The 21,126-nt window shown below is 67.2% G+C and carries 14 protein-coding genes; 5 read left to right on the top strand and 9 right to left on the bottom strand.

What is annotated here, in order from left to right:
* The first annotated feature begins 399 nt into the window (after positions 1–399).
* The gene (locus tag SH602x_RS24290) at positions 400–3,531 is read left to right on the top strand and encodes a c-type cytochrome (RefSeq protein WP_479474718.1); all 3,132 of its coding nucleotides are present in this window, start codon (positions 400–402) and stop codon (positions 3,529–3,531) included.
* Positions 3,532–3,552: 21 nt separating this feature from the next.
* On the opposite strand, the gene SH602x_RS24285 is transcribed toward SH602x_RS24290, so the two are convergent.
* A complete protein-coding gene (locus SH602x_RS24285; protein ID WP_479474717.1) occupies positions 3,553–5,271 on the bottom strand; it encodes a tetratricopeptide repeat protein in 1,719 nt (572 codons plus the stop codon).
* 387 nt (positions 5,272–5,658) lie between these two features.
* Here SH602x_RS24285 and SH602x_RS24280 point away from each other — a divergent pair, with 387 nt between their 5' ends.
* Entirely contained in the window at positions 5,659–7,680 is a 2,022-nt protein-coding gene (locus SH602x_RS24280; protein ID WP_479474716.1) for a hypothetical protein, read from the top strand.
* A gap of 383 nt (positions 7,681–8,063) precedes the next feature.
* Positions 8,064–8,390 (top strand): DUF6793 family protein, encoded by a 327-nt coding sequence (locus SH602x_RS24275; protein WP_479470550.1) that lies wholly within the window; start codon positions 8,064–8,066, stop codon positions 8,388–8,390.
* Between the two features lie 374 nt (positions 8,391–8,764).
* On the opposite strand, the gene SH602x_RS24270 is transcribed toward SH602x_RS24275, so the two are convergent.
* Entirely contained in the window at positions 8,765–9,196 is a 432-nt protein-coding gene (locus SH602x_RS24270; RefSeq protein WP_479474715.1) for a four-helix bundle copper-binding protein, read from the bottom strand.
* 353 nt (positions 9,197–9,549) lie between these two features.
* On the opposite strand from SH602x_RS24270, the gene SH602x_RS24265 reads away from it, so the two are divergent.
* The gene (locus SH602x_RS24265; protein ID WP_479470553.1) at positions 9,550–9,783 is read left to right on the top strand and encodes a hypothetical protein; all 234 of its coding nucleotides are present in this window, start codon (positions 9,550–9,552) and stop codon (positions 9,781–9,783) included.
* Between the two features lie 29 nt (positions 9,784–9,812).
* Here SH602x_RS24265 and SH602x_RS24260 read toward each other — a convergent pair whose 3' ends face one another.
* Both SH602x_RS24260 and SH602x_RS24255 read right to left on the bottom strand, forming a co-directional pair.
* Positions 9,813–11,174: a beta-ketoacyl-[acyl-carrier-protein] synthase family protein gene (locus SH602x_RS24260; protein WP_479474714.1), complete on the bottom strand. Its 1,362-nt coding sequence runs from the start codon at positions 11,172–11,174 to the stop codon at positions 9,813–9,815.
* A gap of 381 nt (positions 11,175–11,555) precedes the next feature.
* Positions 11,556–13,484, bottom strand: a complete 1,929-nt coding sequence (locus SH602x_RS24255) for a c-type cytochrome domain-containing protein (RefSeq protein ID WP_479474713.1) — start codon at positions 13,482–13,484, stop codon at positions 11,556–11,558.
* Positions 13,485–14,009: 525 nt separating this feature from the next.
* Between SH602x_RS24255 and trhA the strand changes: the two genes are divergently transcribed.
* Positions 14,010–14,684, top strand: coding sequence for a PAQR family membrane homeostasis protein TrhA (trhA, locus tag SH602x_RS24250; protein ID WP_479474712.1), 675 nt, complete (start codon positions 14,010–14,012; stop codon positions 14,682–14,684).
* A 133-nt stretch (positions 14,685–14,817) separates the two neighbouring features.
* Here trhA and SH602x_RS24245 read toward each other — a convergent pair whose 3' ends face one another.
* From SH602x_RS24245 to SH602x_RS24225, 5 genes are all read right to left on the bottom strand, one after another.
* A complete protein-coding gene (locus SH602x_RS24245) occupies positions 14,818–15,333 on the bottom strand; it encodes a hypothetical protein (RefSeq protein ID WP_479474711.1) in 516 nt (171 codons plus the stop codon).
* Between the two features lie 89 nt (positions 15,334–15,422).
* Positions 15,423–17,696 (bottom strand): assimilatory sulfite reductase (NADPH) hemoprotein subunit, encoded by a 2,274-nt coding sequence (locus SH602x_RS24240; RefSeq protein ID WP_479474710.1) that lies wholly within the window; start codon positions 17,694–17,696, stop codon positions 15,423–15,425.
* The gene (locus tag SH602x_RS24235; RefSeq protein WP_479474709.1) at positions 17,693–18,352 is read right to left on the bottom strand and encodes a hypothetical protein; all 660 of its coding nucleotides are present in this window, start codon (positions 18,350–18,352) and stop codon (positions 17,693–17,695) included. The genes SH602x_RS24240 and SH602x_RS24235 overlap by 4 nt, the downstream gene beginning before the upstream one ends.
* Positions 18,353–18,366: 14 nt before the next feature.
* A complete protein-coding gene (locus SH602x_RS24230) occupies positions 18,367–19,416 on the bottom strand; it encodes a beta-ketoacyl-ACP synthase III (protein WP_479470560.1) in 1,050 nt (349 codons plus the stop codon).
* A 295-nt stretch (positions 19,417–19,711) separates the two neighbouring features.
* Positions 19,712–20,830: a Gfo/Idh/MocA family protein gene (locus SH602x_RS24225; RefSeq protein WP_479474708.1), complete on the bottom strand. Its 1,119-nt coding sequence runs from the start codon at positions 20,828–20,830 to the stop codon at positions 19,712–19,714.
* Between the last annotated feature and the right edge of the window lie 296 nt (positions 20,831–21,126).

Raw genomic sequence — 21,126 nt, 5'->3', positions numbered from 1 at the left:
GGCGGGAGCGAACCGGCTCGGAAACAGCGCTTCAGTATGCCGGATGCGAAGGAGCGCAGGTTCGGCGAGTGGCGCGATCCAGGTGGCCGCGATTGTTGTGCAATCGGGGCGGCGTCAGCCGCAAGAGGAGTGCGGCGGGAGATTCGTTCGGGTCCGTAAGATTTCCTTAAACGTCGGGTCGATTCCTCTTGTCGACTTCGTCGACCCCGATTGCAAGCAATCGGGGTCACCCGGGAGAAGGCCCGCGAACCGCAAGATGCGCATTCCCTCCGTCGATCAACGGTCGATTCGCCGCCTGACACGCTCTATAATGCGGCTCGACATTCCCGCCTGCCGCGACGACGGCTTCGACCCGTCCGTCGCCGTGCGGCCCGCTTCTCCTTTCCCCGCCGATCGCCGATGCGCTCTCTTCGTTTCTTCCTGTTCGCCGCGGCGGCAGTCGCCGCCTGCCCGTCGCTGACGTTTTCGACGCTTCGGGCGCAGGACGCTCAGCTTCCGGAGATTCAGCCCCTGATCGGTACGGCTCCCGCGGCGCCGGTCGAGCCGACCGACTGGAAGGCCGGTCCGCCCGCCAAGTGGATCTGGGGCGCGTCTCCCGACAAGAACTACATCCTGCGAAAGACGTTCAGCCTGCCCGCGACCGCCAAGGTCAAGTCGGCCCGGGTGATCGCCTCGGTCGACAACGTCGGGCGGGTGATGATCAACCGCCAGAACGTCGCGAACAGCTCCGAGTGGCAGCAGCCGATGCAGGGCGCCGCGCCCGTGCAGCCGGGCGAGAACATGATCCAGCTCGTCGCGGAGAACCAGGGAGGCGCCGCCGCGGCCGCGCTGAAGCTCAAGATCGAACTCGAATCGGGCGAGCCGATCTGGGTCGTCACTGACGAATCGTGGCTCGCCTCCTCGCGCGAAGCCGAAGGAACGAAGCCCGTTCCGTCCGAGACCCGCGTCGTCGGCGCTCTCGGCGATCAGCCCTGGGGCGACGTCTTCTCCGCGCCGAGCGGACCGGTCGCCGATACCAAGGCCTTCCGCGTGCCTGAAGGCTTCCAGGTCGAAAAGCTGTACGTCGTTCCCAAGGACGTCGAAGGCTCGTGGGTCTCGATCGCCTTCGATCCGCAGGGACGCATTCTCGCCAGCGACCAGGGCGATAAGGGCATCTTCCGCATCACGCCCTCGCCGATCGGTTCCAACGAGCCGACGAAGGTCGAGAAGCTCCCGCTCGATATCACTTCCGCTCAAGGCATGCTGTGCGCCTTCGGCAAGCTCTACCTCAGCGTCAACGGCGGACCGGGCAGCGGCCTGTACGTCGCCGAGGATACGAACGACGACGGGGAGTGGGACGCGGTTCGCAAGCTCAAGGACTTCCAGGGAGGCGGCGAGCATGGCCCGCACGCGCTGCGGCTCTCTCCGGACGGCAAGTCGATCTATGCTATCGCGGGCAATCACACCAAGCCCCCTGCGGACTTCCAGGCCAGCCGCATTCCGTCGAACTGGGGCGAGGACCTGCTCCTCCCGCGGCAGTGGGACGCCCGCGGTCATGCCGCCGGGATCCTGGCGCCGGGCGGCTGGATCGCGAAGACCGATCCCGAAGGGAAGACGTGGGAAATCCTGAGCATGGGTTACCGCAACCCGTATGACTTCGACCTCGGTCCCGACGGCGAGCTGTTCGCGTACGACGCCGACATGGAATGGGATTACGGGACGCCCTGGTATCGCCCGACGCGCGTTGTCCACGCGACCAGCGGCAGCGAATTCGGCTGGCGCAGCGGCGCCGGCAAGTGGCCCGTCTGGTACGAAGACAGCCTCCCCCCCATCGTCGACATCGGCCCCGGTTCGCCGGTCGGCGTGACGTTCGGCTACGGAGCCAAGTTCCCGGCCAAGTGGCAGCAGGCGCTCTACTGCGCCGACTGGACCTTCGGCACGCTTTACGCGATTCACCTGAAGCCCGATGGCTCGAGTTGGACGGGCGAGAAGGAAGAGTTCGTCGCCCGCGGCGGACTCCCCCTGACCGACGTCGCGATCGGACCCGACGGCGCGATGTACTTCACCGTCGGCGGTCGCGGCACGCAGAGCGAACTCTATCGCGTGACGTACGTCGGCAAGGAACCGGCGGGTGAGATCGATAGCTTCGCCGACGTTCCGGTCTCCGATCCCGAAGCGGCGAAGCTTCGTGAAACGCGACGATCGATCGAGGCTCTGCACGAGCAGGGCGCTCCGGCGGACGAAGAGCGTATGAACCTCGCCGTCAAGAACCTCGACTCGTCCGATCGCTTCCTGCGGTACGCCTCGCGGGTCGCGATCGAACAGCAACTGGTCGACGTGTTTCGTGAGGTTCTGAAGTCTTCGGACGCGACGCAGAATCATCCGCAGGCCTGCATCCAGGCGGCGATCGGTCTTTCCCGTCAGGGCAAGCCCGAAGACCTGTCGCTGATCGTCGATTCGCTGCTGAGCCAGCCGCTGGCGGATCTCTCCGTCGAGCAGCAGCTCGGCGCCGTGCGGGCGTACCAGCTCGCCTTCGGTCGACAGGGCCGGCCCGACGCGGACCGGACGAAGCAGGTGCTCGCGCAGCTCGAACCCCTGTTCCCGAACGCCGATCCGCGGATGGATCGCGAACTCGCGATCGTGCTCGTCTATCTGGACTCGCCGGTCGTGATCGAACGGACGCTCGCGCTGTTCGAGAAGCCGACCGAGCGGTCGCAGGAAGAAGTGACCGAACTCCTTTCGCGCAACCCGGGCTACGGCAGCGCGGTCGCCGCGACGATCAAGAACGCGCCCGAGGCGGAGAAGATGGCGCTCGCCTACACGCTTCGCAACGCGAAGTTCGGCTGGACGCTGGAGCAGCGCCGGGCCTACTTCGAGTGGCTCAAGGCCGCCGAGACCAAGTCGGGCGGCAACAGCTACGAGGGCTTCATCGCCAACATCCGCAAGGACGCGATGGAGACCCTCTCCGAGGCGGAGAAGCTGGCTCTGGGAGACGCGACCAAGGCGCCCGTCTATCGCACGGAAGAACTGCCCAAGCCGATCGGTCCGGGCAAGAAGCGGGAAGTCGCGGCCGTCGTGGCGACCTACGGCGAATCGGAGGGTCCGCGGAACTTCGAAGCGGGCAAGCGTGCCTTCGCGGCGTCGCAGTGCGTCGCGTGCCATCGCTTCGCCGGCGAGGGCGGGGCGACCGGTCCCGACCTGTCGAACGTCGCAGGTCGCTTCCCGATCGCCGACCTGGCCGAGGCGCTGGTCCTCCCCAGCAAGGTCGTCTCCGACCAGTACCAGGCCCACCAGGTCCTGACCTCGGACGGTCGCAACGTCACCGGTCGCCTGCTGCTCGACACGCCCGAGATGATCACGATCGGCGTCGACCCCGTCGACCCGAACAAGGTCGTCGAAGTGAAGCGGGACGACATCGAGCTGATGCAGCCTTCGAAGGTCTCGCTGATGCCCGAAGGGACGATCGACGGCCTGAACGACGAAGAGCTGCGCGACCTGCTCGCTTATCTCTACTCCCGCGGCAACCCGAACGATCCGGTCTTCGCGAAGTAGGGCGCTGCGGGCAGCGAATTCTTACGGAGCGACGGCGGAAGGCGCCGTTCGCTCCGCCGCCAGCGCCTCTTCGGCGAGGCGCAGATTGACGCGCGCGTCTTCGGCTTCGGGGGGAAGGATCTCGCGGTCGAGGGCCAGGCGAAAGCGCTTCGCAGATTCCGCGTAGTCCTTCTGCTCGAACGCCACGACGCCGAGGCTGAACTGGGCGAGGAAGGTCGATTTGATCTCGGCGGAGCGCAGATAGCGCTCCCGAGCCTTGTCTAACTCTCCGTGGCTGTAGGCCAGGTTGCCGTAAGAAAGCCACGCGGTCGGCTCCTTCGGATCGAGTTCGAGCGCCCGTTCGAGGCGTCGCGTCGCGTTCTCGACGTTTCCGCGGCGGAGTTCGACGAGCGCCAGATTAAGGTTGGCCGTGTCGGGATCGAAGTCGAGTTCGATCGCTGCGAGATACGCGCTCTCGGCGCCGTCGAGGTCGCCGCGCACTAGTCGCCGGTCGCCGACGTTCAGCCAGGCGCCGCCCGAGTCCGGGTTCTGGGCGACCGTGTCTTCCCAGAGCGTCAGCGCGTCGCGGTAGACCGGGATCCGCACGAACGCGATCGCGACGAACGTCGCCAGGATCAGCGTCCCCGCGGCGAGCGCGGCCTTGCGTGCGGCCTCCGGCGTTCGCTCGCGATTCGCCCATCCGGCGGCGAGTCCCGCGAGCGTCGCCAGGATCCCCAGGCTCGCCAGGTACTGAAAGTGATCGGCGACGAACGAGAACCGAAAGGGATAGACGTTGAAAATCCCTGACGCCGGCAGGATCGTGCCGGCGAAGAACAGCACGCCCGCGAGCGGTCCGCGACCCAGCTTCTTTCGCAAGAGGATCAATCCGGCGAACAGACCGATCGTCGCCGCCGCGAACGCCCACAGCCTGGGGTCGCCCGCGTCGATCTGCCAGCGCGGGTAAAAGAACATGATCGGCCAGGGGACGACCAGTTTCTGGATATAGAACCACGACGTGCGGCACATGAGCAGCAGTCGCTCGACGATCGACAGATCGAACTCCGATCCGTCGGCGCCGACGTGCGTGACTTCCAAGTAGGCGGTATGAACGCCGGCGGCCATGCCGAGCGCGAAGAACGGCAGCGTCGCGACGACGTCCCGCGGACGAACGCGGCCGGTCTGCATCCATCGCAGGAGCAGGAACGCGGCAGGAAACGTCGCCGTGACGGACTTGCTGAGCAAAGCTCCGCCGAACGCGAAGAGCGCAAGCAGATAGCTTCGACGGGCGGTCGCCTTTCGCGCGGCGAGTTCCTGCGGCGCCTCGCCTGACGCTTCGTCGGGCGACTCGACCGCTCGCGTCCAGGCGAACATCGCCAGCATGGCGGTCAGATAGAGAGCGCCGGACAGGACGTTCTTGCGTTCGGTGATCCAGACGACCGATTCGACATGCACGGGATGCACCGCGAAGAGGGCCGCCGCCCACCAGGTTCCCGGAACGGCGAGTCGGCTGAGCAGCTTCCATACCAGGACGGCGCTCGTCGCGTGGAGCAGGACGTTGACCGCATGGAATCCTGCCGGCTCCAGATTCCAGAACTTCTTCTCGATCCAGAAACCGGTGTAGACGAACGGGTAATACTGCGGCGACGTCTTCGGCGAAAACCAGATCCGCCAGAGACCGGCGAAATCGTCGAGGTTCGGATTCCGCGTAAGATATTGATCGTCGTCCCAGATGTATCCCTGCCAGAGGGCCGGCAGATACACGAGGCACGCGAGCCCGAACAACGCCAGGCCGGGAAGAAAGCGCCGCCGAAGCGACGGCGGACCGGACGGACCGATCGACGAGGTCGGCTTCGCCGGACCCTTCCCGGATCGAGTTGCACGCGGTGACGCGTCGCGGCGGTCGTCGGGCGAACGGGAGGGCATCGTGGGCGAAGCTCTGGCGACAGGGAGAGACGCGGCCCCAATCTTACTCGCGAGATTTATCCTGCTTGCGAAGATTGCGTTAGTGCCCCGCAGGGAAAGTCAGCGCGTTGCACGGCAGGCCGATCGGCGGCGACAAGACCATGGGCCGCCTGACGAATACGATGGAGCGACGGGCTTCCTCGCGGGACCCTCGGCGTTTTTCCTTGAACGGTTCGGACCGCTGCCATGTCTGCCGCTTCCCTTCGCGTCGCCATGCGTCGGACGCTTCCGGCGGCGCTGCTTCCCGGGCTGCTGATCGGGCTCGGCGGTTGTCCGCGGAATGCCGCTCCGCCGCCGCCGACTCCCGCACCGCCTCCGGTCGTCACGACGGAGTCCCTGCCTGCCGCTCCGGTCGAACCCGCGTCCGAAGAGCCCGTTCCGCCGGCGACTTCGAGCGAAGCCGAAACGCCTGACGTCGCAGCCCCGGCTGCCGCCGAAACGACGGAGTCTGTCGCGTCCGGCGAAGGCGCGGCCGCCGAGGGGTCGCCCGATCCGGAGTCAGCAAGCGAAGAGACGGCCGCCCCGGGCTACGAACCGACGGCGCGGCTGCTCGTAGCGACGCCGGGCGGGCCGACGATCGTCGACGCCGAACTGCTCGTCGACGGCGAGACGCCCGAGCAGGCGCTGGCGGAGTTCGTCGACGAGATCCTGAAGCTGGCCGATACGAACGGCGACGGCACGCCGACCTGGGACGAGGTCTTCGAGAGCCAGGTCTTCAAGGCCGGCACGCTCGGCAACGACGCGATCCCGGGCGAGCCCGAGGCGAAGCGCGCACGCGAACTGTACGACACCGATCGCGACAACGTCGTGCAGGGAGACGAAGTGCCGCGATTCGTCACGCGAAACGCCGGCGCCGCGAGGCCGTTCACGCTGCAGACGGCGAATTACTTTCGCTTCTACCAGAAGACCGAATCGGCGTTGCGACTGATCTTGGACGACGACCGCGACGGCAAGCTGACCCGCGAAGAACTGGCCGGGGCGAAGTCGCGACTGGCCGTTTACGACGCCGACGACGACGAGATCCTGACCTCGGACGAAATCGAGATGGACGACCGCGAGAGCTTTCGCCGGCAGCGTCCGCTCAACTCCCGCACCGATCCCGAAACGGCGCTGCTGGTCGACGATCGCCTGAAGACGGAGCAGATCCGAGGCTGGTTGTCGGAAACCTATGCCTTCAGCGGCGGAGTCGAGGCCGGCATCTTTCCGCGGCGACCCGATCTGGAGGCGGCGCTCGATACTGACGGCGACGGAAGGTTCGCGAACGCCGAACTGGAAGCGTTCCGCACGCTTCCCGCCGACGTCGTCGTGCGGGCGGAGTTCGGCGCGGACGTCGGGTCGGGCGAAGACGCCGTCTCGGAAGATCCGGCGGCTCTCTACATGGGGCAGGGGAGCGGAAGGACGCGCGTCTCGATCCTGGCGGCTCCGGGAGCGACGAACGGCGAAGCGGGCGGCGCGAGCCTCGCGAACGTCAGGACGCATGCGAGCGTCAGGACGCATGCGAGCGTCAGGACGCATGCGAGCGTCCCGTCGCGGACTGTACTGGAACTGGACGGCGTTCTGCTCCGCATCGCCGCCAACGACGGCGCGCCGTCGTTTACGCAGGCGGAAGGCGTGTTTCGCCAGGCGGACGCGAACGGCGACGACTCGATCGACAAGACGGAGCGCGAAGCGAACCCGTTCCTGCTGCAGATCCCCGCGGAGGCGGTCGATCTGGACGCCGACGAGGCGTACAGCCTGGAAGAGCTGACCGGCTATTTCCGCCGCGTCGCCGGCGCGCAAAGGGCGAAGGTCCGCGGCCTGGCGATGGAGGATCGGGACGCCCTCCTGGTCGCGCTCGATCGCAATCTGGACGGGCGACTTCAGCCGGGAGAGCAGCAGGCCGCCGAAGCCCTGCTCGAAAAGTACGACGCGAACGCCGACGATCAGGCCTCGGTCGGCGAGCTGCCGGCGGTCGTGTCGCTGATCTTCATTCGCGGCGACCTGCAGCAGTCGGAAGAGCTCTTTCGCCGGGCGCCCGAGCGGGTCGCGCCGCGGAACGCAGGCGAGGCTCCCCTGTGGCTGACGCGGATGGATCGCAACGAAGACGGCGTCGTCACGCGGAGAGAGTTCCCCGGCCCGCCGGAGAAGTTTCAGCAGCTCGACCGGGACGGCGACGGCGAGATCGACGCCGCGGAAGCGATCGCGATGCAGTCAGACGCCGACGAATGACGCTTTCTGAGCGGGGGATGTAAATCCCCGAGCTTGTGCGCCGGCGGCTGGGACTCGGGGGACTCTGGTCCCCCGCTTAGGGATTGTACGCCGTCGAAAACTTCTCTCTGCGACGTTACGGCTTTCCGAGTCGGCCGTTGCGACGCATCGCCCCCGAAAAGTGTCGTTAAGGGGGCGGATTTTCGTTGGGAGGCCGACGGCAGCGCGGCAATAATGAGACTGGCGTCCCCTTCCGCGCGAATCTCGCCGCCCTAAACGACGGCCCCATCGTGCGGAGCGGACGGGATATTCTTCGCCGTCGTCGCAGGCGTCCGTCCAAGGACGTGATCGTCTTGACGACGCGAAGATGCGACCACCTTATCTATCGGGGAGGAGCGCTCGTTATGCCGCTGTACGAGATCGAAACGGACGCACATATCATCATCACGTGGGCCGCCGACGAGAACGAGGCGAAGACCACGGTGCGGGACTACTACCCGCACGATACGGTCCTGAGGATGACCAAACGGCCGCGGAACTCCTGGGTCATCTCGAAGGGGGCGCTCGGTCTGGTCGAAGAGAAGACGACCCCGTGCAGCACCGCTCGCGACTGCCTGTCGAAGGCGTCGGGCGACAAGGTCCACGCGATCCGGCTCTACATGCACGAGACCGGCACCGATCTCGACAACGCCCGCAAGGCGATCGAATCCAACATGGTCATGGGCTGGTGAAAGCCGCGACCCGCCAGCGGCTGTCGCCCCCCGCCTGACGAGGGGCCAGCCTCTTCACGGCGGCAGCGACCGCCGATGCTTCCCGCGCGCGTTTTAGGGGTGGCCGCGATTGCTTTGCAATCGGGGTCGCCGAAGGCGACAAGAGGAATCGACTCGAAGTTAAGAGGGATGAGGCCGGACCCTAACGACGGGTCCGGCCTCATCCCTCTTGCGGCTGGCGCCGCCCCGATTGACGAGGAATCGCGGCCACCCGGATCGTGCGTCTCGCCGAGACGGTCGACGATTCGAGAAGCGGCGCTGCCGTCGCGAGATTCGTCGTGCCGAACGCGAACCGCAAGGTGCACCCTGAGGAGACGCTCTCCTCCCGGCGGACGTTACTTGCTCTCGGTCGCCGCTTCGCGACAGGCCGCGGAGCACTTCTTGCAGGCCTTCGCGCAGGCCTCGCACGCTTCGTCGTGGTCCGCGTGCTTCGCGCATTCGGCGGCGCATCGGTCGCAGGCCTGGGCGCATGCCGCGGCGATGATCGGCTCGAGCGATCCGCCTCGCGCCGAAACGCTCGCGCAGGCGCCGCAGACGTCCGCGCAGTCGAGGCAGAGACTGATGCATTCCTTCCGGATCTCCTGATCGCCGGTCGCCTCCTCCAGGCAGTCCGCAACGCAGATCAGGCAGGCCGTGCGGCAATCCGTGCAGGCCGCCGTGCAGGGATCGGGCGTCGCGTCGGCGGTGAGCGTGCCGACGAACGCCAGCGACAGGGCCGCGACGATCGAAAAGAACGAGCACGAGCGAAACGGGCAGGGGCGGACCATCGGAACTCTCCCGGGAGAAGCGAAAAGCGTCGGATCGCGGCGGAGAATCGGGCGAGTAGCGAAATCGCGTCGCCGTTCTCTCTTCTGGCTCAAGTTTAACGGCTGCAGCGCCGAAACGAACGCGAACCTTCGCCCGGACGCAGCCCTCCTGCGAAGACGTGCCGTTCGTCGCGGGGCCGCGGAACGAATCCCTTCGATCGATGCGGAATTCGTTGAACCGCCGGGCCCGGACGTTTCGATCAATGACAGAGCAGAGGCGAGCAGCCCGGGCCGAACGGCCTCGGACGCACGGCGCCGCCGCTGCGAGAGGTGCGCCCGGTCAGAAGGGCGCCCAGCCATCGAGGGAGCGAAGCATGGTCAGGTCGTCGTGTGCAGTCGAGGCTCAGGGTCACGCGGTCGCTCCGCCGGTGCCGGGCGGTCTCGCCCGCCACTATCGCGTGCAGCGCCTCGACGCGAGCGCCGCGATCTGGCGTCTGGTCCGTATCTTCCCGCGCCGCGAATTAGCGGAAGCTTGTCTCGCCGAGTGGGCCAGCCGGGGACAAGCGGTGCGACTCGTCCGCTACGGACGCTGTCCGTCGGCCTCCTGAGACGCGTCCCTGGCTGAACCGGCTCGCGGTCAGCTCTCGACCGATGTCGCCGCCGCGGCTGCTGCGTCGGCGCGCGACGACAGGGCGTGCGGAGCCGAGGCTTCAAGCCGCAGCCCCCGCCTGCTTGCGAGCACGCGCGGTTCCTCGGGATAGGCGAACCCGGTCGCCGGATCGTTCCAGCGCTTGAGCACCGCGCCGACCAGGTGGCCCCCGAAGGCCATCGACAGCTTCATGGCGTAGTCGAAGCGCCGCTTGCGCCCGACCAGCGGCAGCGCGTCGAACGAGCATTCCGCGTCGGGATGGGTCAGATTCAGCGTCGCCGGCGCGTAGCCGTCCCGCATCGCCAGCGCCGTGACGGCCAGTTCAGCGCAACCGGCCGCGTTGACGAGGTGGCCGATCATCGACTTCGTCGCGCTGACGCAGACGTCGCCCAGCGCGTTCCCCATCGCCGACGCGATGCCGCGCATCTCCGCGCTGTCGTTCTGCATCGTGCCGGTGCCGTGCGCGCTGACGTAGCCGATCGCCTCGGGCTCCAACTTCGCGCTCTCCAGGCAGTACTCGATCAGCTTGGCCAGCGACTCTGATTCCAGGTCCATGCCGGTCACGTGATGGGCCTGGCACAGGATGCGGCCTGACTGGACTTCGGCGTAAACCTTCGCGCCCCGGGCGAGCGCGTGCGACAGCCGCTCGATCACGAAGATCGCCGCCCCTTCGCCCATGACGAAGCCGGTGCGATTGCGATCGAACGGTCGGCAGGCCTCGTCGGGATCCTCGCACGGCGAGAGCGCCCGCATGTTCCGGAAGCAGGCGACGAACATCGGGTCGAGCGCTTCGGCGCCGCCGACGAGCGCGGCGTCGCATTGCCCGTCGAGAATCGCCCGGCGCGCGACGAGCAGCGAGACCAGGCCGCTCGCGCAGGCGACGGAATGGGTCACCCGCGGGCCGAGAATGCCGAATTCGTTAGCAATATGCGAGCAGCCCGTGTTGGGCAGCACCTGCTCCCACCAGCGAATCTGATCGGGCGAGGTCTTCGGCGTGTCGGGCGGTCCGCCGATGCCCGAACTGTCGCCCATGTGCCCCGCGACGGCGATGCCGAAGCGGGTCGGGTCCATTCCGCAGGCGAGGGGGTGGCCGGCGTCCGCCATCGCTTCCCGCGCTGCATGCTGCGCCAGCGAGATCGCCTTGAGCTGTCCCGGAACGGGATCGTCCCACTCCACCCGCGCGGCGATGATTTCCTCGCCCCGGAACCAGGGGAGGTCGGTCACCCGCGCGAACCCATGACGTCCCGCCCGGATGGCGTTCCAGACCGTCTCGCGGTCGTGGCCGAGGGAGGTGATCAGTCCGATGCCCGTGATGACGACGGGGTCGAAAACAGCCGCGTCGTCAGGCATCGTCGATGGGCGCGCGTTCGATCGCTTCGAAGGGAGCCGCTCAGCCGGACGGAGCTGCGGCGGGTCTCGATTTCGGGAAGCCAGTTTACCCGATCGCAGCGGCGGCGGGACTCGCAATTCCCGCGAGATTCGACCGCGGAGGCGCACGTTGCGCCTCGCCCTCGGCACGACCGATCGTACGCCGGCAATGGATGCTCGATCCGGGTGGCCGCGATTGCTGTGCAATCGGGGCGGCGTCAGCCGCAAGAGGAAGGCGTTCGGACCTCGCGACGAGTCCGATGCGTTCTCTTCGATGACGGATCGTCTCCTCCTGTCGCCTTCGGCGACCCCGATTGCAGAGCAATCGCGGCCACCCGGAGAAGACTCGAAAAAGCCCGTTTTCTAGCGGCGCCTCAAAGCGTTCGGCGCCCAGACGTAGGCGAGCTGCTGCGGCGGGCCGCCGTAGGCGCGAATGAACGCCGGGGTGAACCCTTCGCCGCCCCGCAGCGCGGTCATCAGCGCTCCGAACTTCCGCTTGTCTCGCGAAAGGTAGTCGACGAAGCTCCAACTGGCGAGCGACGCCGTCTCGGGCGGAACCTTGCCCGTCAGAAAGTCGTCCGGACTCTTCATCTGCTTCATGGCGTCGGCGAGCTGATCGGTCCACGCGACGATCCGCGGATCGTCCTCGTACAGCGCGGCGGCCACCATCTGGCCCGCGCCGCTGTAGAACCATTCGGGAATGTCCTTCCCCTGGGCGCCGACATGCACCGCGGCGATCTGCTCGGCGAGCAGGGCCTCGTTCGAGTACGCGCCGTCGCGCGAGGGCAGGAGCACCCCGTACGCGTCGATGATCGTGTAGCGGGAGTAGCCGAACCGGTCTCCGGCCATCCGGCGGCGATCGACCATGCTTCCGAACTCGCCGAAATCGTAACGCTGCGACGTGACGAACATCGCGATCTTGCCCTTAGCGAGCGGATCCGACGCGGGCGTATCCAGCGCGTCGCGGACGTCTGCCGATAGCGTTTCCGCCGCGTCAGCCAGTTCCTTAAGCGTGTTCTCGCCGACGTTGCCGTAGAACATGAACTGATCGGTCTCGACCTTGTCCGGCACGACGGTCCCCATCCCCAGCCGCCACTTCTCGTCGGAGTTCTCGCGACGAATCTCGGTCAGTTGCTCCGGGGTGGAGGCTTCGGCGATCGCGAGCGCGGCGACCTGATCGAGCGGGGCCGCGGGATCGGGGCCATCGAACTTGGCGCCCTCCGCGATCCACTTCTCGAACATCGCGATCTGCTCTTCGGAGAACTCTGCGCGACCCATCGGCATCTGCGCGCCGTCGGCCGTTCCCTTGAGTTTCCCGATCAGCAGGCTCTGGTCCGGCTGGCCCGGCGTGATGGCGGAGCCGCTGTCGCCCCCCTCCATGAGACCGGCGAACATCGTGAAGTTAAGCCCGCCGCGAACCTGGTTCGGCTGGAAGTGGCAACCGTTGCAGTTCTCGACCAGCAGCGGCGCGATGTGCCGCGCGAAGCTGACCGACTCGTTGCCGGTCGGAATCGCCATCGCGGGAGGCGGTTCCGGCGTCGGGGCGCTCCCGGGGGTGAGACGGGCCAAGTTGACTTTCGGATTCGAGCCGTCGAACTGAGCGCCTTCGGCGACCCAGGTCGTGAGGATCTGAAGCTCCTGAGGCGGAACGCCTCCGCTGGGAGGCATCTGGCCGTCCTGGATCATTTCGAGCAGGACCGAGCCGGGCGGATTGCCGGGCGCGACGATGATGCCGTTGACCGGATGCCCCTTCATCAGGGTTTCGTAGTCCTTCATGCTGAGCCTGCCGGAGGCCTTCGCGACGTGACAGCCGCCGCAGCGCTGCGTCAGGATCGGCGCGACGTCTTTCACGAAGCTGACCGTGCCGGTCGCCATCGGGGGCGCCGGCCCGGGCGTCGGGGTCGGCATCGGAATCGAGATCGTGCTCGGATCGGGGATCGATTCGTTCATCCGCGCGAGCAGCGCGAGGTTCGGCTTCTTCAGCGGCGGAAGCGTCTGCCCCTCGGCCTGCATCAGGCCATGCGCCCGTTCGAGGACCAGGTAGATCGGTTCGAGCTGTTCGGCGGCCCCGGCAGGGGGTTCTTCCAGCAGCGCGTCGAGAGACTCCTGAACGCCGGCGATCCGCGCGGCGGCACCGTCGAAGTTCTTCGCGGAGAACTCGCGACTCGCCTCGCGAAGCTCCACGTGGATCTTCGCCACTTCCGGCGAAAGGGCGGGCGCGTCCTGACCCCGCAGACCGGCAGCCGGCAGCGCCAGCAGGGCGAACGCGAGGGTTACACGAAGAGCGTTCATAGTGATGGCTCGAATGTCGTCGGACCGACGACGGGGGCCAGAGAATCGCGAAGGGACGACGCGCCGGGCGAAGAGAACCCGAAGTATAGGCGGATCCGTTCCACGACGCCAACGAACCGGCTCAACGCGGGAATACCCGCACGCGGGCCGGTCGGCGAATCGCCCGAACGTCAGGCGCAGCCGACGCTTTCTAACGCCCGGCCGGGGCCCGCGTACTCAGACTGTCCTTCGGAAAGGGGCTGTCCGGCGGAAAAGGGCTTCCTGCGGAAACGCGGCGTCTGCGGCGGCGGACTTTTCCGGGAGCGCCATTTCTAGGACGACGACTGACGATCCGGCGCTCCGTTTGCCGATCTTCCGATAAGCAATGACGGGAGCGTCGAATCTTCCGCCCGAGCGTCGGGCATCCAAAGAAGCGACGGTGCCGGTTCGACGCCGGTCTAACGTCTCCCCGGAACTGGATTTCGACGAGAATCTGGAGAGAATGGGTGGCGCCTGCCGTCTGTCAGCGAGCCCGCCTCGATCGCCATGAGCATTCCAAGATCCCTATCCGCTCACGCGCTTGAGCTGCGTGCCCGGCCTGCCGAGATCGTGAACTCGATCACGCACGGCGCCGGTCTGCTGATGTCGATCCCGGCCTGCGCGGCGCTGCTGTACGCCGCCTGGGGATCGGAAAACCGCTACCAGGTAGCCGCGATCGGGCTCTACGCGTTCGGCTTCATCGGCACCTACGCCGCGTCGACCGCGTCGCACGCGTTCCATGCGGGGTCGATCAACCGCTGGCTGCGGATGCTGGACCAGGGGTTCATCTACCTGTTCATCGCCGGGACGTACACGCCGCTGATGGCGCCGTTCCTGATGAACGAGCGGCACTACTGGCTGCTGGCAGCGGTCTGGGCGACGGCGATCTTCGGCTTCGTCTCGAAGACCTTCTTCGCCCAGAGGATCTACGGCATTTCGACCGGGCTCTACCTCGCGCTCGGCTGGATTCCGGCGATCGGCCTGTGGGACGTGATCCTGGCGGCTCCGTCGGACATCATGGGACTCGTCGTCGCGGGCGGCGTCTGCTATACCGTCGGCGTCTACTTCCTGCTCAGAGACGACCATCAGCGGCACGACCATGCGATCTGGCACGTGCTCGTGATGGCCGCCTCGGCGTTCCACTTCGCCGCCATCTGGCTGGCGTCGGTGCGCGTGGCGTAAGCTCGTGCTCCCAGGCGAGCGGAGGGTGTAAGCCCTCCGTGGTCCAGCGGAGTGCCGGGTAGCCCAAATAGTTCGTCCAGAGCTGCGTCGGGGGCAATCGGCATCGCGCCCACGCAAGGCGTCCGAAGCGCGATTACCGCACGCGGGCGCCATGCTCCGCGGCGAGGCGTTCGACCGCTTCGAACGTCGACTGAATCGCCTGCTGGGCGTTCGCGCTGCTGCGCTGGATCGCTTGGCGCCGCATCTCTCCTTCGGTAGAAGCGCCCTCGGGCAGGTTCGTCGTGTAGAGCACGTCGTCCGGCGTTCCCTGACCGGGCGCGAACTCGGCAATCCAGGCCTCGGCCTCGGCATGGGCGGCGACCCGTCCTTCCCAGGCCGCGATGTGCCTCAGGAAGGCGTTCTGAAAATCTTCAGGGCACCGGGCGAGATCGATCGCCCGCATGTTCGCGACGACCTCGCCGGGACTGCTGGTTCCCTGCGACGCGAGCCGGTCGGCTTCGAGAACCCGCTCGATCGCCGCCGCAGGCGTCGCGGACCGCAAGCCCGCAGCCGCCAGAAACAGTCCCCCGATTCCGCACGCCAGCGCGCACATCCCGGCGCCGATAGCGAGCGACGCGCCGATCGTCTTCAGGCGTCGACCGCGATCCATCGAAGAGCCGTTCGTAAGAATGAGAAACGCTTCGCGCCATCATCGAACGTCGCCCGCCCCGATGCAACGCGGAGAGATCTCCCTGGCGATCAAGTCGCTCGCAGCCGCTCCGCCAGTTCGGTCGTTCCCAGGCGTGCGACCGTCTCGCCGAGGGGTTCCTCGCCGCTGCGTCGCTCGGTCCACCAGCGGGCTAGTTGGTCGAACGCGTCGTTCAGCCGTGATTGCGGGACGACGGCGATCTCCTGATTCAATCGCTCGCGCGACGGCATCCCGCCCACGCGCAGGGCATAGCGTCCGGGGCCTACGCCGACGATCGCGAGCTCCGCCAGGTACGCCCGCGCGCATCCGTTGGGACAACCGGTCAGGCTGAGCGTGAGCGACGCCCCCTTCAGCCCTGCGCGATCGAGACTCCACCGAAGCGCCGTCAGCGCCTGGGGCAGCAGGCGTTCCCCGTCTGCCAGCGCCAGACCGCAGGTCGGCGCCGCAGGGCAGGCGAGCGCGTTACGGCGGAGCGAATCGCCCGGCGGCGTCGGCTTGTAGCCCGCCTCCGTCAGCGCCGTGCTGACTTCGTCGATCTGCTCGCGCGATAGATCGAGGAACAGCAGGTTCTGCTGCGGCGTCAGGGCGACCGCCGGTCGCAGTCGCGCCAGCAGGTCTCGAAGCGGCTGTAACTCCCCGCCGTTCGAACCGCCAAGCCGTCCTGCCGTGAGGTGCAGGCCAATGCGGTAACGACCGTCGTCCTGTCGAATCGGGTCGAGATGATCGTCGGGGAAACGCGACGCTCCCGCCTCGCGTCCTCGAAAGGGGGCGAACGAAAGCGAGAGGTCGCGTTCCAGCGTCTCGCGCACCTGATCGATTCCGAGGTCGGCGACCAGGTACTTCAGCCGCGCACGTCGACGGTCGGTCCGATCTCCCTCCCGGCGATACCACCGGAGAACGCCCTGCGCGACGTCGAAGATCCTTTCCGCCGGAACCCAACCGAGCGGCTCGGCCAGCCGCGGACCCGTGTCGTCTCGTCCGAGCGTGTAACCCAGGCCGCCCCCCAGCACGACGTTCCAGCCGGCGAGCGACGCGCCCGACAGCCCCGCGAGCGTTCCGCTCGACAGCGTCGCCTCGAAGCCCAGGTCGTGCGCTAGCAAATCCGTGCAGCAGTCGCCCGGCGCCGCGAGGGCCAGCTTGAACTTCCGCGGCAGAAGATCGCGACCGAACAGCGGATCGTCGACCGCTTCGGCGGGCATCGACGAAGGGCCGTGCCACAGGCGTTCGTACGGACTTCGTTCGGGTTGCAGCGCCTGGTCGAGCGCCTGCGTCGCCTTGCGGAACGCGGCCGCCCAGCTCGCGCGGCGGGGCAGGGCAGGGCAGGCGACGACGTTGCGAACCGTATCGCCGCAGGTCGCCCAGGAGGAGAGGCCCGCCCCCTCCAGTCGTCGCTGCACTTCGCCGAGCGCGCCGATCGGCAGGCCGTGGATCTGCACCGTCTGCCGAGAGGTCAGGCGCAAATCTCCCCGTCCCAGCGTCTGGGCCAGATCCGCGAGCGCGACGAACTGCATCGCCGAAAGCCTTCCGCCCGGCACGCGGACGCGCAGCATGGCCTCCTGCGTTCCGCGTTCGGCGCGCGGTTCTCTTTCTGTCGAACGTTCCTGCCGCCGCTGCACGTACAGACCGTGATGCTGCAGCCGCCAGCCGTTTTCGTAGTCGATCTTCCCGCCCGGGTTCGCGAGAGCGTCCGGCAGCCCCGCGACGAGCGGGTCGGCGATCTCCTTGAAGCGCTCTTCCCGCGGCAGTCGATCGGACCGCGCAGGCGGAGCGACCGGCGCAGCGGCGCCGTCGAACCGTTCGACCGCTTCGTCTTCGGGCGGGTCATGCGTCTCGAAGCGAACGTGGAGCGTCGGCGTCGAAGCCTCGACGGCGATCCGCCCCAGTTCGTGCGAGCCGGCGAACGCCAGGTAGAAGATCAGATCGCGACCCTCCCAGAGCAGCTCCGAATCGACGATCACCGTCTCCGGCGCCCGGGAGGCGATCAGGCGCTGAACCAGCGCTTCGATGCGTTCGCGTTCACGAAGCGACGCTTCGCTCGCGGCTTCGGCGCTGACGATTCCAGCGCTCTCCGGCAACTTCTCGAGCGCCTCGCCTGCCGGAGGACGCTCGGCGAGCGAACGGGGAAGTTCCTGCGGCGCGAGCAGGGTCTCCGCCGCCTCGACGCCCCGCTCCGTACGGATCAGGACCCGGTCGCCGCGCAGCAGCGCCAGCGAGCGGATCGCGCCGACCAGCCGACGCTTTCCCAGCGCGCCATGACGAACCAGATAGCGTTCGATTCCGCTGTCGACGTCTCCGCCATCAACATGGTCGTCCGAGGCGGTCATCCTCGGATCGAGCGGACGCTGGTGGTGCGTCTATCCGTAAATGTCAGGTTGATCGAAGAGGTTCGGGTGCCACTGGCTCCGCCAGTGCCGAAGCTTGGATGATCGTCAAACTTAGAACTCGATGCGATCCGGCATCCGGGACGCACTGGCGGAGCCAGTGGCACCCGGAGGAGAACATGACCGGTAGCGATCGACGGACCGCCAGCCGGATCGGACGATCGATCGGCGCCGAAGAAATCCTGGGCCGTCGCTCCGGTCAGCAGGGCCCACCCGAGCCCGACGATCGCCACGGCGAGCACGAAGATCGTGATCGCCCGGGGCGGAGCGACCTGGCGAACGTTGAGTACGATCGGCGTCATCACGAGCAGCAGCAGGCTCGTCATCGCCGTCGCGAGCCGGGCGTAGTCGGCGACCGCGAGGCTTGCTCCGTCGCCCGTCGGCGAGTCGCGAAAGGCTTCGTACGCCGTCGCGCCTAGATCCAGCGTCATCGTCGCCAGCGTGAAGAGCGTCGTCATCATCCAGAAGACCGTCAGTTGGTCTTCGAAGCGGACCGGTCGCTTCGCTTCGATCGCCGGCGTCGCCGCTCGTGCTTGCCTGGTATTCGGCGCAGCGTCGGCGCGACGTGAAGAATCTCGCTGGCGACGGCGCTTACCCATGCGAGCTCCGTTCGCTACCAGCGGAGCAGCATCGTGCCCCAGGTCAGTCCGGCGCCGAAGCCGCAGAGAAGCACGCGGGAGCCGGGACCGATGCGACCTTCGCGGGCGGCCTCGTCGAGGGCGAGCGGAATGCTTCCCGCGGAGGTGTTGCCGTAGCGGTCGAGGTTCATGAAGTTCCGCTCGGGCAGAAAGCCGAGCTCGCTCGACGCGGCGTCGAGGATCCGCTGGTTCGCCTGGTGCAGGACGACCAGGTCGACCTCCTCCGGCGCCACGCCCGCCTCGCGCAGGACCCGCTCGCACGACTCGCGGATGGTGCGCACGGCCCACTTGAAGACCGGTCGCCCGTCCATTCGCAGGAAATGGTTCTTCGCCTCGAGCGAGGCGCAGGTCGCAGGCTCGCGCGACCCGCCGGCGGGGACGATCAGCAGTTCGTTGTTCGTGCCGTCGGCGCCCAGTTCGTACGCCAGCGCTCCCTGCGTCGACGATCCCTTGCCGAGCAGCGCCGCTCCCGCGCCGTCGCCGAACAGCGGGAACGTCTTGCGGTCTTCCGGGTCGAGCAGGTGGCTCATGACGTCAGTTCCCACCACCAGCACGCGGGAGAACCCCGGCTGCTGCAGGAACATTCCGCCGGTCACCATCGCGTAGACGAACCCGGAGCAGGCCGCGTTCAGGTCCATCGCCGGCGCCGTGGCGCCCAGCCGGGCCTGAAGCAGGCAGGCGGTCGACGGCGTCTTGTGATCGGGCGTCATCGTCGCCACGAGGATCAGGTCGATCTCCTCGGGCGTCGCCTCGGCGGCATCCAGGCACGCGCGGGCGGCTTCGTAGGCGAGGTCGCTGGCCGAAACCGTCTCCGCGACCCGACGCCGGGCGCGGATGCCCGTTCGTTGCACGATCCAGTCGGCGTCGTAACCGAGCTCGCCCAGCGCTTCGTTCGTGACCGCTTGAGGGGGCGCGTACGAGCCCGTCGCGAGTACCTGGAAACCGGTCAGCGTCGAAGTCGCAGCGCGAGCGGACGTGCCGACCCGGGAATTCGGGCCTGCAGCGGACGGAAAGTCGTCAGACAACGACGGCCCGTCGCCAGGTAGGGAATTCCGCGAAAGCGTATCGGCCATCGATGCTCGGTTTCGTGCGAGCGCGCTGACGCTGGCTCGCGTTCGGACAGCACGGTCGGAGGTGAAAGTATAGCGAAGGCCGAATCGCCGGCACACTCTGAAACCGGTCGGCGACCTCCTCCGCCAAGTCGCGGCAGGCGATCGACATGGCTGCCGACGCCTCAGCTTCCTTCGATGCTTCTGCCGCCGAAGCCGCTTCTCTGGAGCCGATCGACCCGAGGGTTCGGCGCACCAGGGGACACGGGAACTATAGGGGCTCGGCGGGAATTTCGATCCAGCGCCGCTGGGCATAGGAGTCGAGCGTCGCGTCGGCCACCACTTGCGACCGCAGGCCGTCGTAGAAATTCGGCACGGCCTGGCGTCCTTCGACGATGGCTGAGACGAATTCCCACATCAGGTCGTACCGGAACACCGTCGCGGGGAGGCCCTCGCCCAGGACTCGCGGACTGCTGGCGGGCTTGAGGAACTCCTCCGGAACGTCGACCGGGGCCAGATCGCTGCCCGTTTTGCCCAGGAGGATCCGGTTAGGCTCGTGAAGCTGGTAGACGGCGGACCCTTCGGACCCGTTGATCTCCGCCCACTCGTGACCGAAGCCGTTACGGTGATAGCCTTTGGCAAGCGTCGTGCCTTCCCACACGCCGGTCGCGCCGCTCTCGAACTCCCCGATCAGGCAGGACCAGTCGTCGACCTCCGACGGGGGGCAGGCGTTGCCGTCCTTGTCCTTGTCCCGCGGACAGAAGGTGGCGACGGCGCCGCTGATCGTCTTGATCGGGCCGAGCAGATCGATCGCGAAGTCGATCCGGTGGATCGTCATGTCGAACAGGTCGCCCGCCCCGGCCTTGCTCTTGTACTGGCGCCAGCCCCAACTCGTTTCCGGCCAGTCCAGGAAGCGCTGGCTGCGAAAGTGCCTGGGTTCGCCAAGCTGTCCAGCTTTCAGCAGGCTCCGGAGGTAAAGCATCGACGGAGCGAAGCGGTACGTGAATGCCGTCATGTGGACGACGTCGTTGTCCCGCGCGGCGTGGTACATCTGCCGGACTTCGCCCGCGTTCAGGCCGAGCGGCTTCTCGCACATGATGTGCTTGCCCGCTTTCGCGAAATCGACCGCCATCTCGCGGTGGGTCCAGTTCGGCGTAGCGATCACCACCGCATCGACGTCGTCCCGGTTGCAAAGCTCGCGGTAGTCAGTGGTTGCGAACTCGACGCCCCATTCGGATCGACGTCGTTCGACCAGTTCCGCCGAGGCGTCGCAAATCGCGACCACGCGGCACCTTGAGTCGAGCCGGGCGGCGGGAATGTGGTGATAGTCGGTCACGGCGCCGACGCCGACCATCGCGATACCGATCGGAGAAGCGGAACTTCGGGGCATAGGGTGACGGGGCCTGAAGAGAGGTGCGGTCGAAACGATTCGATTCGTTGCCAGCTCGCGCAGTCTTATCGATGTCTATGGACGCATTAGCGCAGTCGAATCCGCCCTTGACGCGGGAAAAACTGTCGCACGCTTCCCGAAAAGGGGTGTTAGTTTGGCGGAACTCCGCTTAAATAGGCTCATCGGCGGCCCTCGGTCGCCGGCTGGTCGGGAGCCTGAGGCCGAACTGCGTTTCGCCCTCTGCGGACTCTCGGTCGGCCCCCGCTCTTTGGCTCTTCGTCCTCTAGCGATAGAAA

It is taken from the genome of Lignipirellula cremea (genome assembly GCF_056501455.1).
This window is presented reverse-complemented; position numbering and strand designations above follow the sequence as displayed.

Bases quoted from the DNA above. Each gene is read 5' to 3' on its own strand.
- SH602x_RS24290 (WP_479474718.1), top strand. From the start codon at position 400: ATGCGCTCTCTTCGTTTCTTCCTGTTCGCCGCGGCGGCAGTCGCCGCC.
- trhA (WP_479474712.1), top strand. From the start codon at position 14,010: ATGAGCATTCCAAGATCCCTATCCGCTCACGCGCTTGAGCTGCGTGCC.
- SH602x_RS24270 (WP_479474715.1), bottom strand. From the start codon at position 9,196: ATGGTCCGCCCCTGCCCGTTTCGCTCGTGCTCGTTCTTTTCGATCGTC.
- SH602x_RS24235 (WP_479474709.1), bottom strand. From the start codon at position 18,352: ATGGGTAAGCGCCGTCGCCAGCGAGATTCTTCACGTCGCGCCGACGCT.
- SH602x_RS24225 (WP_479474708.1), bottom strand. From the start codon at position 20,830: ATGCCCCGAAGTTCCGCTTCTCCGATCGGTATCGCGATGGTCGGCGTC.
- SH602x_RS24265 (WP_479470553.1), top strand. From the start codon at position 9,550: ATGGTCAGGTCGTCGTGTGCAGTCGAGGCTCAGGGTCACGCGGTCGCT.
- SH602x_RS24255 (WP_479474713.1), bottom strand. From the start codon at position 13,484: ATGAACGCTCTTCGTGTAACCCTCGCGTTCGCCCTGCTGGCGCTGCCG.
- SH602x_RS24280 (WP_479474716.1), top strand. From the start codon at position 5,659: ATGTCTGCCGCTTCCCTTCGCGTCGCCATGCGTCGGACGCTTCCGGCG.
- SH602x_RS24240 (WP_479474710.1), bottom strand. From the start codon at position 17,696: ATGACCGCCTCGGACGACCATGTTGATGGCGGAGACGTCGACAGCGGA.
- SH602x_RS24260 (WP_479474714.1), bottom strand. From the start codon at position 11,174: ATGCCTGACGACGCGGCTGTTTTCGACCCCGTCGTCATCACGGGCATC.
- SH602x_RS24275 (WP_479470550.1), top strand. From the start codon at position 8,064: ATGCCGCTGTACGAGATCGAAACGGACGCACATATCATCATCACGTGG.
- SH602x_RS24245 (WP_479474711.1), bottom strand. From the start codon at position 15,333: ATGGATCGCGGTCGACGCCTGAAGACGATCGGCGCGTCGCTCGCTATC.